16 protein-coding genes are annotated in these 15,360 nt (G+C 49.4%); 6 read left to right on the top strand and 10 right to left on the bottom strand.

Translation table 11 applies throughout. The annotated features are described in order from the left end of the window. Positions 1–14: 14 nt before the first annotated feature. The 3 genes from M0L20_RS09350 (at position 15) to M0L20_RS09340 (ending at position 2,513) form a co-directional block, all read left to right on the top strand. Positions 15–467: a hypothetical protein gene (locus M0L20_RS09350; protein WP_248476686.1), complete on the top strand. Its 453-nt coding sequence runs from the start codon at positions 15–17 to the stop codon at positions 465–467. Between the two features lie 93 nt (positions 468–560). Then, entirely contained in the window at positions 561–1,589 is a 1,029-nt protein-coding gene (thiL, locus tag M0L20_RS09345) for a thiamine-phosphate kinase (protein WP_248476685.1), read from the top strand. A 36-nt stretch (positions 1,590–1,625) separates the two neighbouring features. Next, positions 1,626–2,513, top strand: coding sequence for a cyclase family protein (locus tag M0L20_RS09340; RefSeq protein ID WP_248476683.1), 888 nt, complete (start codon positions 1,626–1,628; stop codon positions 2,511–2,513). A 112-nt stretch (positions 2,514–2,625) separates the two neighbouring features. Here M0L20_RS09340 and M0L20_RS09335 read toward each other — a convergent pair whose 3' ends face one another. The 5 genes from M0L20_RS09335 to M0L20_RS30505 form a co-directional block, all read right to left on the bottom strand. Then, positions 2,626–3,540, bottom strand: a complete 915-nt coding sequence (locus M0L20_RS09335; protein ID WP_248476681.1) for a serine hydrolase — start codon at positions 3,538–3,540, stop codon at positions 2,626–2,628. A 62-nt stretch (positions 3,541–3,602) separates the two neighbouring features. Beyond that, complete coding sequence (locus M0L20_RS09330) at positions 3,603–4,139, bottom strand: hypothetical protein (RefSeq protein WP_248476679.1); 537 nt, start codon at positions 4,137–4,139, stop codon at positions 3,603–3,605. A gap of 157 nt (positions 4,140–4,296) precedes the next feature. Then, positions 4,297–5,367, bottom strand: coding sequence for a mannose-1-phosphate guanylyltransferase (locus M0L20_RS09325; protein ID WP_248476677.1), 1,071 nt, complete (start codon positions 5,365–5,367; stop codon positions 4,297–4,299). Between the two features lie 177 nt (positions 5,368–5,544). Further along, on the bottom strand, positions 5,545–7,056 hold the full coding sequence (locus tag M0L20_RS09320; RefSeq protein ID WP_248476675.1) for a TolC family protein: 1,512 nt from the start codon (positions 7,054–7,056) through the stop codon (positions 5,545–5,547). An 82-nt stretch (positions 7,057–7,138) separates the two neighbouring features. After that, a complete protein-coding gene (locus M0L20_RS30505; protein ID WP_494338089.1) occupies positions 7,139–7,333 on the bottom strand; it encodes a hypothetical protein in 195 nt (64 codons plus the stop codon). On the opposite strand from M0L20_RS30505, the gene M0L20_RS09315 reads away from it, so the two are divergent. Beyond that, positions 7,246–7,437 carry a hypothetical protein gene (locus tag M0L20_RS09315; RefSeq protein ID WP_232560633.1) on the top strand — a complete coding sequence of 64 codons (192 nt, stop codon included), beginning with the start codon at positions 7,246–7,248 and terminating at the stop codon, positions 7,435–7,437. The genes M0L20_RS30505 and M0L20_RS09315 overlap by 88 nt on opposite strands. Here M0L20_RS09315 and M0L20_RS09310 read toward each other — a convergent pair. Further along, positions 7,434–7,733, bottom strand: coding sequence for a DUF952 domain-containing protein (locus M0L20_RS09310; protein WP_248476673.1), 300 nt, complete (start codon positions 7,731–7,733; stop codon positions 7,434–7,436). The two genes, M0L20_RS09315 and M0L20_RS09310, sit on opposite strands and share 4 nt — an antisense overlap. Before the next feature lie 615 nt (positions 7,734–8,348). Here M0L20_RS09310 and M0L20_RS09305 point away from each other — a divergent pair. After that, positions 8,349–8,795 carry a peptidylprolyl isomerase gene (locus tag M0L20_RS09305; RefSeq protein ID WP_232560631.1) on the top strand — a complete coding sequence of 149 codons (447 nt, stop codon included), beginning with the start codon at positions 8,349–8,351 and terminating at the stop codon, positions 8,793–8,795. Between the two features lie 75 nt (positions 8,796–8,870). On the opposite strand, the gene M0L20_RS09300 is transcribed toward M0L20_RS09305, so the two are convergent. Next, a complete protein-coding gene (locus M0L20_RS09300) occupies positions 8,871–9,677 on the bottom strand; it encodes a TspO-related membrane protein (protein WP_248476671.1) in 807 nt (268 codons plus the stop codon). 104 nt (positions 9,678–9,781) lie between these two features. Continuing rightward, entirely contained in the window at positions 9,782–11,779 is a 1,998-nt protein-coding gene (locus M0L20_RS09295) for a CHU_0125 family OmpA-like outer membrane integrity protein (protein ID WP_248476669.1), read from the bottom strand. Positions 11,780–11,976: 197 nt separating this feature from the next. Between M0L20_RS09295 and glpK the strand changes: the two genes are divergently transcribed. After that, a complete protein-coding gene (gene glpK / locus M0L20_RS09290; RefSeq protein ID WP_248476667.1) occupies positions 11,977–13,476 on the top strand; it encodes a glycerol kinase GlpK in 1,500 nt (499 codons plus the stop codon). A 246-nt stretch (positions 13,477–13,722) separates the two neighbouring features. Here glpK and M0L20_RS09285 read toward each other — a convergent pair whose 3' ends face one another. After that, a complete protein-coding gene (locus tag M0L20_RS09285) occupies positions 13,723–14,832 on the bottom strand; it encodes a mechanosensitive ion channel family protein (RefSeq protein WP_248476666.1) in 1,110 nt (369 codons plus the stop codon). 97 nt (positions 14,833–14,929) lie between these two features. After that, positions 14,930–15,289 (bottom strand): VOC family protein, encoded by a 360-nt coding sequence (locus tag M0L20_RS09280; protein ID WP_248476665.1) that lies wholly within the window; start codon positions 15,287–15,289, stop codon positions 14,930–14,932. Positions 15,290–15,360 lie beyond the last annotated feature (71 nt).

Genomic DNA, 15,360 nt, shown 5'->3' with positions numbered 1-15,360 from the left:
TGCAACAATTTACAATGAAAAAGACTTCTTTCACTGCTTTTCTCTCGGCAATAGCCGTTATTGGTTTGCTGATGGGTTGCAGTGGTTCCAAAACCCCTCCGGTTTCTGAACGAATTGCTAAAGTGTGGACAGCCAGTAAAATTGAATGGAACAACGTTACTGTTTATACAAAAGGAGCAACGAGCAATGTTCGGCCAGGTTACGCTAATTACCAGCTGAATTTAAGCGCAGCGCCTACCGTTACCTTCACCGATTTTGAAGGAACTGCTTTTACGGGCCAGTACTCAGTTCCATCGGATACACAACTTTCCTTCTCAAATATAAGCCCCCCGATAAGCGGTAACACCACCGGCAAACTCGATTTCACGATCAATTCGATTAGCGATAATGAGTTGGTGATAACCCAGACGACAACTACCCAGAAAACAGGGGGTCAAATCGTGAAATATACGCTGACGAATCCGTAAGCGCGCAAACCATTTTTTTGATTAAGCCGTTCCGTATGTCAACAGGAACGGCTTTTTTAGTGGTTTACTAGTCCGTAAATCGCCTGCAAACTTATGACTGATCTTAATACTATTGGCGAAATTGGCCTGATTGAGCGTATCCGACAGGCAACTCCGGCTCCCGCCCATGCCGAAACGGTTCGCGGTATCGGCGACGATGCAGCTGTTTTTGACTGGGGTGACGACTACGGTTTGCTGGCTACCGACATGCTCGTTGAAGGTATTCATTTCGACCTGACGTATGTCCCCCTGAAACACCTCGGCTACAAAGCCATTGCTGTCAACGTATCGGACATTGCAGCGATGAATGGCCTGCCGATTCAGGTTACGGTCAACATTGGCCTGAGCAGCCGATTCCCGGTTGAGGCCGTTGATGAATTGTACGAGGGCATCCGGGCAGCTTGCGAAGCCTACAACGTTGATCTGGTGGGTGGTGATACCACGGCCTCAAGGTCGGGACTGATCATCTCGGTTTCGGTGCTGGGCAAAGTACCTAAAGAGCTGATCACGTACCGGAACACCGCCCAGCCCAACGATGTGGTTTGCGTAACGGGCGATCTTGGAGCCGCTTACCTTGGCCTTCAGCTGCTGGAACGCGAGAAACAGGTTTTTCTGGCCGATCCGAACATGCAACCCAATCTTTCGGAAGAACGCGCTTATCTGGTAGAACGGCAACTCCGTCCTGATGCACGCACCGACGTTGTGCATGAGCTTCGCGACCTGGGTGTTCTTCCTACGGCCATGATCGATATTTCGGACGGACTAGCTTCTGAACTGCTTCACATTTGCCGCCAATCCGGTACGGGAGCGGTGATTTTTGATGAAAACATTCCGGTTGACGATCAGACGCATTTGGGGGCCGATGAATTCAAGATCAGCCCTATAACGGCTTCACTCAACGGTGGCGAGGATTATGAATTACTATTTACGGTCCGTCCGCAGGAATTTGACAAACTAGCCAATAACCCGCGTATAACGGCGATTGGTTATTTGACGAACGACCCGAATCAGATAACGCTGGCTACCAAAGCGGGTCAGCAAACACCGATTCGTGCGCAGGGTTGGGAAGCTATGCAGAAGTAATTATAGAAGCGGGTAAACCCTTGTAGTTGTCAATTCATGCAGAAGCGCGTTAAGTTCGATTTCGAGATTCAATTCACCAACGGTGGTAGTTTAACCGGCGAAGATTTTAGACTGGATATTGCAGGAGACGATATTTCAGACGCCGACTTACTAGAATACATCATTGCTGACTTGCGCCTACTTATGGTGGGTCCTGCCAAAATCCTGAACAAAGAAATCATTACAGAAGCGCATAAACGAAAGCCTATCGAAGGTACTGGACAGCAAAATCGGTTGATCGATCTAAGCCATACCATTGAAGATGGCCTCGTGACGTACAAGGGTCTCCCCGCCCCTATTATCTGCGATTACCTGAGCCGCGAAAAATCGCGTCAGCTTTACGAGGAAGGCACAGAGTTTCAGATTGGCAGGATCGAGATGGTCACCAATACAGGTACTTATCTGGACTGCCCGTTTCATCGGTTCGAAAACGGTAAAGACCTGTCTGAAACCGGCCTGGAAGCGTTTACCGATCTGGAAGGTATTGTTATTCGAGTGCCCTACACCGAAACACTGTCTATTACGAAAGCTCATGTGCAATCGTACGAAGTTAGGAATCGGGCGGTTCTTATTCATACCGGCTGGGATCAGTTCTGGAACACGGCCAACTATTACGAGAATCATCCGTTTCTGACAAGTGAAGCGGCTGACTATTTACGTGATTGTGGCGTAAAACTAGTCGGTATCGACTCCCATAACATCGACGATACACGCGGTAAAAGCCGTCCGGTACACACCACGTTACTATGTGCGTCCATTTTAATCGTTGAACATTTGTGCAACTTGTCTTCGCTCCCCGACGACCGTTTTACGTTTAGCGCTATCCCGCCAAAGTTTAAAGGAGTCGGTACGTTTCCTGTACGAGCAATGGCTAAACTTTACTAAACCTTTACGCAGGTAACAGGCCAACGGCGACAACGACCGTTGTTAGGCTGCCGATACCGCAATTACTTAGTTATCCTGAGCGAGCAGGGATGTGCAGGCAGACGAACGACGCTTAGTCTTTTACGTAGTTATAGATCATTTCCGAAACAGTAGACAACGTGTTTTCAGCCGCCTGATCGTCTTTGAGATCCTTCGACAAGAGAACCAGCACGTACTTCCGTCCATCGGGTAAAAACACGATGCCCGAATCGTGCGAGACACCGACGATAGAACCCGTTTTGTGCGCCACTTTCACTTCTTTTGGCAATTTAGCGGGAATTTTACTGTTGAATCGCTGATCGAGCAATACCTTGATCATTGCGTTTGACGCTTCCGGACTAACGACCTGACCCTTGGCCATTTTTTCAAAAATCACCATCAGGTCGTAGGCCGTCGTGGTATTATTAAGGCCCTGGGCAAATGCTTTCGAATCTTCGACGCCCCGGCGGACCTGGATATCTTTTGCGCCCAATTCACGCATGGTTTGCGTCACCTTCTGGGCATCGGCCTGCTCAATAACCAGGTTTGTCGCCAGATTGCTGCTCAGGATAATCATATCATAAACCAGCGATGCCAGCGTCCGCTTCGTTCCAACTTGTTTGTAGATAGCAGTGTCGCTGTCATTCCTGGCGCTTAAGCTGTAGGGACTACCATCCACAATGCTTTTGAATTCTATTTTAATAGGAATCGAGTCCGTAAGCGATAACTGACGTTGGGCAGCCTGCTTATAAATCTCGATCATAACAGGCGTTTTCATGGTACTGGCCGCATGAAATACATCATGCTCCCGAATCATTAACGCCTGACCAGTGCTTAAATCTTTGAAAGCGACCGCAAAAACACCACGTTGCTTTGCTAGTTCCTCGGTGATCTGTCCGCGCAGTTGGGCTAGCGTTGGTTTTGTCTGACCAAGTGTTGATTGCCAGAGCGCTGATAAACACACGAAAATAGCCGTCAGCGCGACGAAACGGCGATTGAGAAGCGTCATATAAAGCGATGTTAACAGGCCAATATAGCTAAATCTACCGCTCTTTCGTCTGGAAGAACATCCTACCGCACGCGATACAGTTTAAGGTAGCAATTTCCTTGGCATTTGGGCTTCAGTAAAAGTGTATCGCTCTGGAAGGAAACGCCCTGTCGGAAATATTGATTGGCACCGTTCGTGTTGACATACAAATTCACACCCAATCCGTCCTGCTGCGTTGAATCAACGCGAAAATGCTTTGTCGAGGTGTAATACGTCATTTCATCACCGCTTGCGGTCAATGTACCATCTGTACCGAATGACAGCGTCTGCGCAGGATTGGCTCGATATCTCCGCCGGGCGTAAAAAGACGTATCCCGCGACGTCAATGTCGAGTCACGGACAACCCGAACGTTACGCTTATCTACCACCACGACCTGATAGGAATAATTTTTCGTGTACAACGTGGAGTCTTTGGGAAACTGCCGCTCGTACAACTGCCAGGTCCCGGTAATGCGAGGGTCTCCGGCACCAGGCGAGAAAGCATACTTAGAATCGTTGCAGTCAGTCAGCAAACCAATGCACAGCAAGCAAACAGATATGGATAGGAAGAGTTTTTTCACAAGTCAGTCGGTAGTTCGCAAAACTAACGAAAGCTGTTTCAGTCTGATTGTCCTGACCGACTATTTTTATAAGAAGGATACACTTATTCAGAAAACGTCAACACCGTCGCGACTCCGTTTGTCAACGTGCCGCGACGGTGTTAAGCTAATTTAGGAATTACACGTAGTGAACACCGCGTTCCTTGGCATCAGCCACGAAGGCTTTTACTTTCTGTTCATCTTCCTTCCGGCAGATCATCAGTACGTTGTCGTACTCGGCAACGATAAAGCCATCCAGACCGTTAATTGCTACTAAGCGATCTTTAGGCGTTTTGATGATGCAGTTTTTGGTATCGTATAGCAGAACGTGACCGTCTACTACGTTCATTTCGTCATTTTTATCCGACACCTCGTACAAAGACTTCCAGGTACCCAGATCCGACCAGCCAAAGTCACTAAGCACAACATAAACGTTGTCTGCTTTTTCCATCACACCGTTGTCGATGGAAATGCTTTTAGTCAGCGAGTACGCTTTGTCGATAAAAGCGGTTTCTTCGCTCGTGTAATACTTGCCTTTCCCTTCGTCAAAAATTTCGGCGACTTCAGGAAGGTATTTCTCGAACGCTTTGACAATCGCTTGTACGTTCCAGACGAAGATACCCGCATTCCAGACGAACTCACCACTGTCGACAAACTGTTGCGCCAGTTCGAGGTGTGGCTTTTCGGTAAATGTTTTTACTTTCTTAACCGACTGTGCTGAATCAGGGATGTACTGAATGTAGCCATAGCCCGTATCCGGACGGCTTGGCTGAATTCCGAGCGTTACCAGAATGTCCTGGTTCTGCGTAGCGTCCAGAGCGGTACGAATGGTACGCTGAAACTCTTCTTCCTTAAGAATAATATGATCAGCCGGAGCCACAACAATATTGGCTTCCGGATCTTGCTGGGCAATTTTATAGCAAGCATATGCAATACAGGGAGCCGTATTGCGAGCAATAGGTTCGCAGAGTACCTGATCGTCCGAAAGCTTCGGCAGTTGCTGCTGGCACAGATCTTTATACAACGAGCTGGTAACGATAAAAATATTCTCAGGTGGACAAACACCGTTGAAACGGTCCGCAGTTTGCTGGAGAAGCGTTCGGCCTGTACCTAAAACATCGTGAAATTGCTTTGGATAACTGGTCCGGCTAAAGGGCCAAAAGCGCGTTCCAACGCCCCCCGCCATAATGATGACGTACGTATGATTCATTGATAGTGATCTAATAGACTTGAATGTGCTAAAGTTGCGACGCTACTATTCTACTTAAAAACTACGGAATAGTTCAGTAATTTTACTGAACGATCACGGCTAGCAAAAGTACATAGACAAACGTCAGATTTCCTACTTACCAAAGCAGAATTGTTACCGAAATATAAATTATTTAAACTACCAATCCCCGCCAATGGCACGTAACAGGGCTACAGCGTACTGATTTTCCTGGCTTCTAAGCTGTACGAGTTGCTGTTCAGCCGTTAAAATGGTACGTTGCGCATCCAGAACCTCCAAATACGTAGCCAGTCCTCGGACATACAGTTCCCGGTTATATTGCTCGGTTCGACGAGCCAGCGCTAGTGTTTGTCCCTGTAAATCAATCTGCTGCCGTAAAAGCGTCTGATTATCCAAAGCCGTTTCGGCATCACGTAGAGCAAGCTGTAGGGCCTGCTGATACGTCTGCTGCGCCGTTTGGGCAAGCTGCCTGGAAAGCGAGATGTTCTGACGAGCCCGATGCCCCTCATAAATAGGTACCGACGCGTTAACGCCTACTATGTACGTTGCAGCACTAGGCGTAAACCAGGGACCGATCCGGCCCGACAAGACGCCCGCTGATCCAACAAGGGTTACGCGGGGTAGCGTACTACTTTGCTGGAGCGTAACCTGAGCAGTTGCAATCTGATTCTGACGGGTGAACTGTAGCAAATCAGGACGACGTTGCAGTTGTTCGACCTGCACAGCGGTATACGGATACGCTGGTACGGCGGCTGGCAACGTTCCGGCAGGTACCGAAAACTGGGTAGGGTCCTGCGCGCAAAGCTGCGCTAAGCCGTTGACGAGTTCGATACGCGCGCGTTCGAGCCCTTTCAACGTCACTTGCAAACTTGCATAGTCCGTTTCGGCCCGTTGTACATCGATGTTATTAATCAACCCGACCCGGAAGCGCTCCCGAATGATCGATAAGGTTGTATCCCGCGATTGAATGTTCCGACGGAAAACTGCCTGCTCGGCATCGTTACCCCGAATAAGCAGATACGTCCGGGCAATATCGGAAGCTAATGTTAGCCGAAACGATTGATAGTCAGCATCGCTGGCCTGCGCTTGCAGATTCGCCACCGTGATGCTGTTCCGAATCCGCTTAAACAAATCGAGTTCGTAGCTAGCGTCGATGGGTAAAAGCTGAAATGTATTCAACTGAAAGCGAGGCAGCTGATCAGCCTGATTTGGAACCGATAAGGGCCGACGCTCAGACAGGCTTTGTGTGGTAACCAGTAACGAACTTCGTAAAGAAGGCGACAGGAATGATTGCGCCACCTGCACCCGAATTCGGGCTTCTTCCAACCGGCTCAAAGCCGCTTTCAGATTCGGGCTATTGTCCAAACCCAGTTGAATCAACGACTCAAGCATCGGATCACCGAACCGGCGAAAGCCACTGATTGTCAAGGCCGGAGCGGACGCGTTTGGATCGGGAGCCGCGGACGATGTCGTCGTTGGTCCGGTTGCGCCGTTGTTGGCCGGGGTTTGTGGTTGAACCGTACCCGTTGTACCAGCAGGAACGCCCCCCGGCTGTACCGTTACTCCCCCACCTGGTGCGTTGAGTGGCGTAGTCTGGGCATGGGCAGTGTAACACCAAATCGGCGCACCGACGGCAAGAATCAATAAACTATAAATAATACTTTTCTTCATCGTTGGGCTACTGTTTTTCGACAACGTTCGATTACCGCACTGTGCGGTTTCTCAGAAGTGATTTGAAGCGCGTTGGCTGGGATTAGGCGGGTGCATTGGGCACAATTATGTCGAACTCTACCTGACTACACAAGCCTGAAGACAGTTTCTGTTTTGGGTTAGGAATTGCGACTTCGGCAAGTAAAGTTCGTGATTCGCTTCGTAACGTACCTGATGCACCTACAACTTTTCCGGCAAACGCCTGATTTCTTAATTCTGTTACAACTGTGGCGGGCACCCGACCTTAACCGATTGGAAATACGCTTGGGGCACGTTGACAAATACAAATCGTCCAGGGCCTGCAATCACAACGCTTTCGTACAGGTCAATTATGACGGTTAATCCAGGTGTTCTACGGTCAAGACGGAGTCCTTATTAAGAGGGCCATAAAGATGCGGAAAACGCTCGTTGTTGGTCGAAATTTCATATTTCAGTTCGGCAGTCAGCAGTGTAGGATCAATGTGCAGCAGTAATCGATCTGGCACGTTCTGATAGTACCGTTCCAATACACCAGCCACTTGACACTCTGTTGACAAATGAATGAAGCCTTCAGATTGGAGACTGGCGGCTTCATACGTTGATTTATTTTCGAACGTCGCCCAGTCCTTAGCCGGAACAACATGATAGATCAGACTCATGGTTACACGTTTAGAAATTGATAAGAATCGGTTGAATGTTCACAGATTCTGAATAAAAATGGTAAGTAGGGAATCCAACAAAAAAGTAAAACCAACGGAGTAATAGTACTTACAAAAAAGATGAAACTGAGTATAATTGAACAAAAACAAGAAGAAAATCAGACTTAGTTTCTTCTTAAGTCTTAACGATCAGGCAATTTATCCTCTTTGCCGCAAATAACAACACCCCACACATTGACTTATTCCAAGAATAAATTATAAATCAAATCTTAAAAAATAGCTTTGCGAAATCAGTAGACTTATAAGCGTCTTTACCACTAGCATCAACCAATGGTTTTGCTACCATTAACTACCTATTTTTCCTTGATAGCTATTCGCTATACGCTTCTCGCCAACGACAGGTCAACTCGCCTGTTACACCTAGGCGTCTCAACTGATAAACTATTGCCCTGTCAACTAGCCACTTGACTGGCTGTAGATTGTAAATAGTGTTAATCCGTTGTTCTGACTTTATTAAAGCCTTGTTTATTGCTTCTCGTTGCAATCATCGGAAAAGGACATCTTTATAAAGCGATTCGTCGTAATTTTGCAACCACAACAAAATCGACTTTAGTTATGCCAAAGGCTAAAATGAATACCGATAAAGGCAGCATGCTCATCGAATTTTTCGATAAAGACGCGCCCAAAGCGGTTAATAACTTTATTACCCTCGCGAAGAAAGGATTCTACGACGGTATCATGTTTCACCGCGTTATCCCGAACTTCATGATCCAGGGTGGCGACCCAACCGGTACGGGTGCGGGTGGTCCTGGCTACACCATCGATTGCGAACTGACGGGCGACAACCAATACCATGACCGGGGTGTCTTGTCGATGGCGCACCGGGGCCGCAACACGGGTGGTTCGCAGTTTTTCATTTGCCACAACCGCCAGAATACGCAGCACCTGGATCGTAACCACACCGTTTTCGGGAAGGTTGTCGAAGGATTGGACGTTATTGACCAGATTCGTCAGGGCGATAAAATCAACAGCATCGAAGTACTGGAAGAAGAACAGGCATAAGTCTATTCCGTCCTCCTACAAAAAGGGCGCTTCCAACTGGAAGCGCCCTTTTTGATAACCGTCAATGATCAGCTGTTACGTATAGCTTGGTGTTTTTCGGGAGATAAGCCCTGTAATGGCTAGTAAAGCCGCCACAACTGCTCCGGCCCCAGCTACCAACGGAACCTGTCCATTACCTTCCTGCTTGATAGCTATGGCTACATAAGCCCAGGCAAATACAAGTATGTACGCGACACTTCGATAGCGATTGAAGACAACAGCTCCCACAACCAACCCAACGATCAGGACAGCAACGGCCCAGGTTTGCTCACTAAGACCCATCAGGCTAAAATCGGTCGCTTTCAGGTAAACTGCCACGTTGACAATCGTAGCAATGGTTAGCCAGCCGAAATACAGCGAAAACGGAATCCGAGCCAGCCACGTCTCCGCGGGTGACGCTGCCGACTCAGGAAGCGTTGCATCACCATCAACCGGCAACAAGGGGCTATGTGGCCGCGCCAGCAGACGCTGTTCAATAATAACCAGCGAAAATAGCATGACTAGAATGACCACTAGTGCTAATCCGATGCGCTCGTTGTTGAATAAAGGGCTCCAGATGCTATTACAAAACGCATTCAGAATAACCCACCCGCCAACAGCCCGAAAACGCGGATTGGTTCGTTGCGATGGCGTGGCCTGGTAGATGGCAAAAGCAAGCAAGCCGAGAAAAATCACGCCCCATATTGAAAAGGCATAACCAGCCGGCGTAATCAACGTGGGGTACTTAGCCGAGATGTTGGCGTTCGTTTGTCCGCCAAACGCCCCTACGTTCGACAGATAGTTTGTCACGATCAGCGAGATAATGCCGAAGACGACTAGAAACTGACGGAGTTTATCGTTCATGGCTCACAACGGGTAAATAGATAAATGGGTAATTGGTAAACCGGTCAAATTGTTATGACCCTGCTTATCAATTACCCATTCAACAAATCTAATCCCGTACCTGCCTATAGCTCAAGAATCTTGAACTCGGTTCGACGGTTGCGCTGGTGTTCCTCTTCCGTCTTCGCATTTTTGACGATCAGCTGGTTTTCGCCGTACCCTTTATAGGTCAGACGACTGGCGTCGATACCCTTCGAAGCAATGTATTCGACGGCTGATTTCGCCCGGTTCTGCGACAACGTTTCGTTGTGCGCATCACTACCCCGCGCATCCGTATGGGAGCCCAACTCAATTTTAAGCGTCGGGTTGTCTTTCAGTATCGTCACTAACTTATCCAATTCATCAGCAGCGTCGGGGCGGATGTTGAATTTATCAAAATCGTAGTAGATATTTTCCAGCACGAACGTTTTGTTCAGCGTGCCTTTATCCAGCAAAATCGCTACGTTGAACGTTGTGTCTGTTTCCGGCTTGGTCAGGAAGATTTCGGGAATGCTCTTGCCCTGCATCGTAAACTGCTCCCGACGCGTCAGGTATCCTTTACGCTCGGCCAGAATGGTGTAGTCTTTACCTTCCTGCAACGGGTACTTACCAAACGTACCGGGCTGCCCCGTTGTCGCTTCGGCAATTGGCTGCCCTGTAGCGTCATCCAGAATACGGACACGAGCCGAATCCAGTGGGGCAATCGGCGTTTCGTTGGCCGAAACAGTTCCAGCTAAGAAATAACGGACCCGCTTCGGATCGCGTTTGTTCTGTACAATCGTCGTCGTATCAGCAGCGGGGCCTTCCTGGAAGAAATAAATATCGTCGTCACCTTTACCACCCGTTCGGTTGGACGCAAGGAATCCCTTCTTCGGTTCAATATAGATCAGGCCAAAATCATCACCGGGTGAATTGATGGGCTGGCCCATATTTTCGACCCGCGTTACCCCACCCGACCGGGTAGCGACAAATACGTCCAGTTTACCCAATCCCGGATGTCCGTCGGAAGCAAAATACAGTTTCGCGTCCGGTCCAACGTAGGGAAACATTTCATCGCCGGGCGTATTGATATCACGACCCATGTTGACCGGGCGGCTAAACCGTCCCGATGCGTCGATACTCGTCCGGTACAGGTCGATACCACCCGCACCACCCGCGCGATTCGAAGCAAAATAAAGCGTTTTGCCATCGGCAGAGAAAGCAGGTGAACCGTCCCAGGCCGTTGAGTCACTGATGGGCAGACGAAGTGGCTGACTCCAGGTGTTGTTTTCACCCAGACGGCTGATGTACAGATCCACATCCAGCCCGCCTTTGCGCTTGCCGTTATTGCCACGCGCCAGAATCATGGTTTTGCCATCTTTTGAGAAAGCCGGTGTTCCCTCGTTCACATCGTTCTGAAGAACATTGCTGCTGAACAATTCAGGACGGTCCGTCGATACGGCATTGCCCGTCTCGTCGGGCTTCTGGTTGAGTTTGGTCTTGTACAGACCCAGCATTGGCAAACCATTGTTCTTATAAACCTGCTCCTTCCGCGACGCCGTAAAGACGAGTTCTTCTCCCCGCACCACCGGCGCAAACTCCGATCCGGGCGAGTTGAGGTTACTCATGTTTTTGAGCGTGATCAGCGACTTATTCTGGGCGATGATGTTTATGGCTTTCAGCGTTTCGATTTCGCGCTTCGCTTTATCTAGTACCGGCTTAGCCGTCGTTTTGGGCGCGTTGGCGACATACTGCTGAAGTTGATCCAACGCTGCGGGGTAATTCCCCTGCGACTTCAATGCATATGCATAGTTGAAGCGGGCTTCGGGTTCCGTCGTATTGGCTTCAATAGCTTTCTGGTAGAAGGGAACGGCCTCCCCAAAGCGGTTCGACAAGCGGTACGATTCGGCCATGTAATAGTTCAGGCGGGCCGGATCGATACTTCCTTTTTCCGCTTTCTGAAATTGGGTGAGCGCCAAATTATATTCTCCAGCGTCGTAGTGCCGAACGCCTTTTTTGTACGCCTGCATGGCTGAGTTGCAACCCGCCAGCCCGGTAGCCAAACCCAATGCGACCAGTAGCACAGACAACGTATTGATTTTCATATAAAAATGAAGCAGAGGCATTTTCACGCCCAAGATAGGCAAATTTGGGCGTGTCTTTCTTTTAACGAATACAATCTGTATTTATTGAGGATTGTTCAACACGAAACGTATAGGGCCCCCAACGGTAAGTTACTAATCATTACCAGTAAATTGACTGCTCTTTTGTATTTACCTGTTTTGACCATTCATACCGTTTTATGCCCACGTACATAGCCGCCATTGATCAGGGGACGACCAGTACCCGTTGTATAGTATTCGACCGGCAAGGCCAGATTGTTTCACTCGCTCAGAAAGAACATAAACAGATTTATCCGCAGCCCGGCTGGGTTGAACACAATCCCGAAGAAATATGGCGTAATACGCTGGAAGTCGTCGCCTTGGCCCGCATTAAAGCGCAGTTGTCAACGCAGGATATTGCCGCTATTGGTATCACAAACCAGCGGGAAACCACCGTCGTCTGGAATCGTAAAACGGGGAAGCCGTACTACAATGCCATTGTCTGGCAGGATATGCGTACCGCCGATCTGGTAACGGAGTTTGCAGCCTACGGCGGCCAAGACCGGTTTCGACCGCAAACGGGCCTGCCACTAGCAACCTATTTCAGTGGTTTGAAACTCAAATGGTTGCTAGACAACGTGTCTGGTTTACGCGCTGATGCCGAACGGGGCGACGCGCTTTTTGGCAATATGGATACGTTCGTCGTCTGGAATCTGACCGGCGGCCCCGCTGGTGGTTTGCATATTACCGACGTTACCAATGCCAGTCGTACGCAACTGATGAATCTACGCACGCTCGACTGGGACGATTCGCTGCTGGAAACGTTTGGGGTTCCCCGCGCTATGTTGCCACAAATCCGGCCCAGTAGCGAAGTGTACGGAACAGTCACGTCGGAGGTGTTGCCGGGCGTACCCATTGCGGGTATTCTTGGGGATCAGCAAGCCGCGCTGGTCGGACAGACCTGTTACGAACCGGGACAAGCCAAAAATACTTACGGCACGGGCTGCTTTCTGCTTATGAATACCGGCACCGAACTTCGCGAGTCAACCTATGGCTTGCTGACTACCGTGGCTTACCAGTTTCAGAACGAACCCGTTCATTACGCGCTCGAAGGCAGTGTGGCCATAACGGGCGCACTGGTGCAATGGCTGCGCGACAATCTGGGCATCATCAAAAAAAGCACCGATATTGAAACGCTGGCCCGGTCGGTTGACGATAACGGCGGAGCGTATTTCGTCCCTGCCTTTTCGGGCTTGTACGCTCCCCACTGGAAAGCCGACGCGCGGGGCGTAATTGCCGGCCTGACCCGCTTTGTCAACAAAGGGCATATCGCGCGGGCTGTTCTGGAAGCAACGGCTTACCAAACTGTCGATGTAGTACGGGCAATGGAACAGGATGCGGGTGTATCACTAAAATCGTTGCGCGTCGATGGGGGCATGGTTGTTAATTCATTGCTGATGCAGTTTCAGGCGGATGTACTGAACGGACCCGTCGTTTGTCCACAGATGACCGAGACGACAGCGTTGGGTGCTGCTTATGCTGCCGGTATCGCCGTGAGCTACTGGCACAATCTGGACGACCTTCGGCAAAACTGGGGGGTCGCCAGAACGTACGAATCGACAATGGACGATACGCAGCGTAAACGACTCATGCGCGGCTGGCAGAAAGCGATCGAACGCTCATTCGATTGGGAAGAATAAAACCTGAATTGTTTTGGTGGTATCGGTGGTGTCGGTTTCTCATAACCGACACCGGTTGCTGACGCCAAAGGTCGGTTTTGAGAACCGCGCGGGCGGCCCCGCCGACACCACTACGAAGGGAGCCGATTGATGTAAATCGAACATTTCGGACAATACTGTCTTGAGAAACCGACACCACAAGAAAACACGGCTTATCAGTGGGGTCAGCTATGAGTAGTTGACCCCACTAAGCCTAAATCTATCAGGTTAGACCTCTTTGGGACGCAGTTCTTCAGCCAGCATCAAGCGTGTTTGCGGTAGCGCCTGCGGGTATTCGTCCCGGATGAAGGTAATGAGTTGTTCCCTAATATGACAGCGTAAATCAAACGCCGACGGCGCATCGTGGGCCGATGCTAATATCCGAATCTGAATGCAGGTCAGCGTCGTATCAGTCAGTTGAACGGCGAAGGTTTCGCCCGTCCATAAGGGGTCATTCTCGACAATTTCCCGCGCTTTAGTTCGAATCGTTTCAATCGGTACGTTATAATCCAGATACAAAAAAACGGAACCAACAATCGACGCGTCGGAGCGGGTCCAGTTTTCAAACGGATTTTCGACAAAGTACGTAATAGGCAAAATTAGCCGACGCCGGTCCCAGAGCCGGACGATAACACTGGTAAGGTTAATTTCTTCGATACGCCCCCACTCCTTTTCCACAACAACCGCATCGTCGAGACGAATTTGCTGGTTGAAAGCAATCTGTATCCCTGCCAGCAAACTAGCCAGCGTTTTTTGAGCAGCAAAACCAACAACCACCGATACGACCCCCGCAGACGTCAGCACGCTCAACCCAACTTTTCGGCTTCCCTGAAACGAGATCAGTAAGAGCGAGACGCCCACAATCAGGACGCAAATCGCGATTAAACGGCGAACAAAGCGCACCTGCGTCACAAATTTCCGCTGCGACAGATTCACGTCCTTGGTTGTGTCGTATTCCCGGATCAGGAATAGTTCGCCAAACTTCAACAATTTGACAATCAACCAAGTGGCTGTAACGAGAAACAACACCTCCGCCACTTTGTCGGCTACAGGGTGACGACGCAGAAACCGCGCGGATTGAATATTGGTAGCCAGGAGAAAAAACAAGGATGGTGTGAACAACCAAAACGCCCAGCGAACATGAATTTTAAGGAGATTGAGCGTTTGAAACGTTCGGCGACGGGCAATAAACCGGCTTACTTGAGTAACGACAACATCAACTGCCAGGCCTAGCACGACCGCGATTGTGAGTAATACCCAACCTGACAAATCACGATTAGGCACATACCCAAACCAGCGGACCAGCGCCCGTATCCATGTCTCTATTTGTTCCTGCATTAGTTAGAAAGATGCTCCTTCTAATTAACTGATTTTCTCCCATTTTTCTTTTGCCGGGTGAAATATAGAAGGAATCAGGTTAAGGAACAGCCCCTTTTTACGGTAAAAACTCCAGAAACTCGATCCGGTTACCGAACGGATCACGAATGAAGAATCGCTGCCGCCCGTCAATTTCTGATGAATATTCGATGGGAATAGCGTGCTGTTCAAGCGCTTTTTTGGCTAGTTCCAGTTGGCTGACTTCAAACGCCGGATGACGCTTTGAGTACGGTTGTTCACCGCCTTCCTCGCGAAGGTGGAGCTGAATATTGGCGATAGCAAACCAGATAGCCCCGCCCGGATGGTTGCCCGGAATTTCGGTCAGCCCCATTACATTGGTGTAAAAGGTACGAGCTGTTGCCGTCTCACCTTCCGGAATCGACAGCAAGATGTGATCTAATCGCCTAAACTGAATCATACTTATTCCTTTATCGGTATTCACTCCGGATCGCCAAAGTTAATGGTATAAGAGAGTTCTGCCGAACAGTA

This window comes from Spirosoma liriopis (assembly GCF_023196085.1).
Classification (GTDB): Bacteria; Bacteroidota; Bacteroidia; order Cytophagales; family Spirosomataceae; genus Spirosoma; species Spirosoma oryzicola.
The sequence above is the reverse complement of the archived record's forward strand: the minus strand, read 5'-3'. Positions and strand labels throughout refer to the sequence as shown.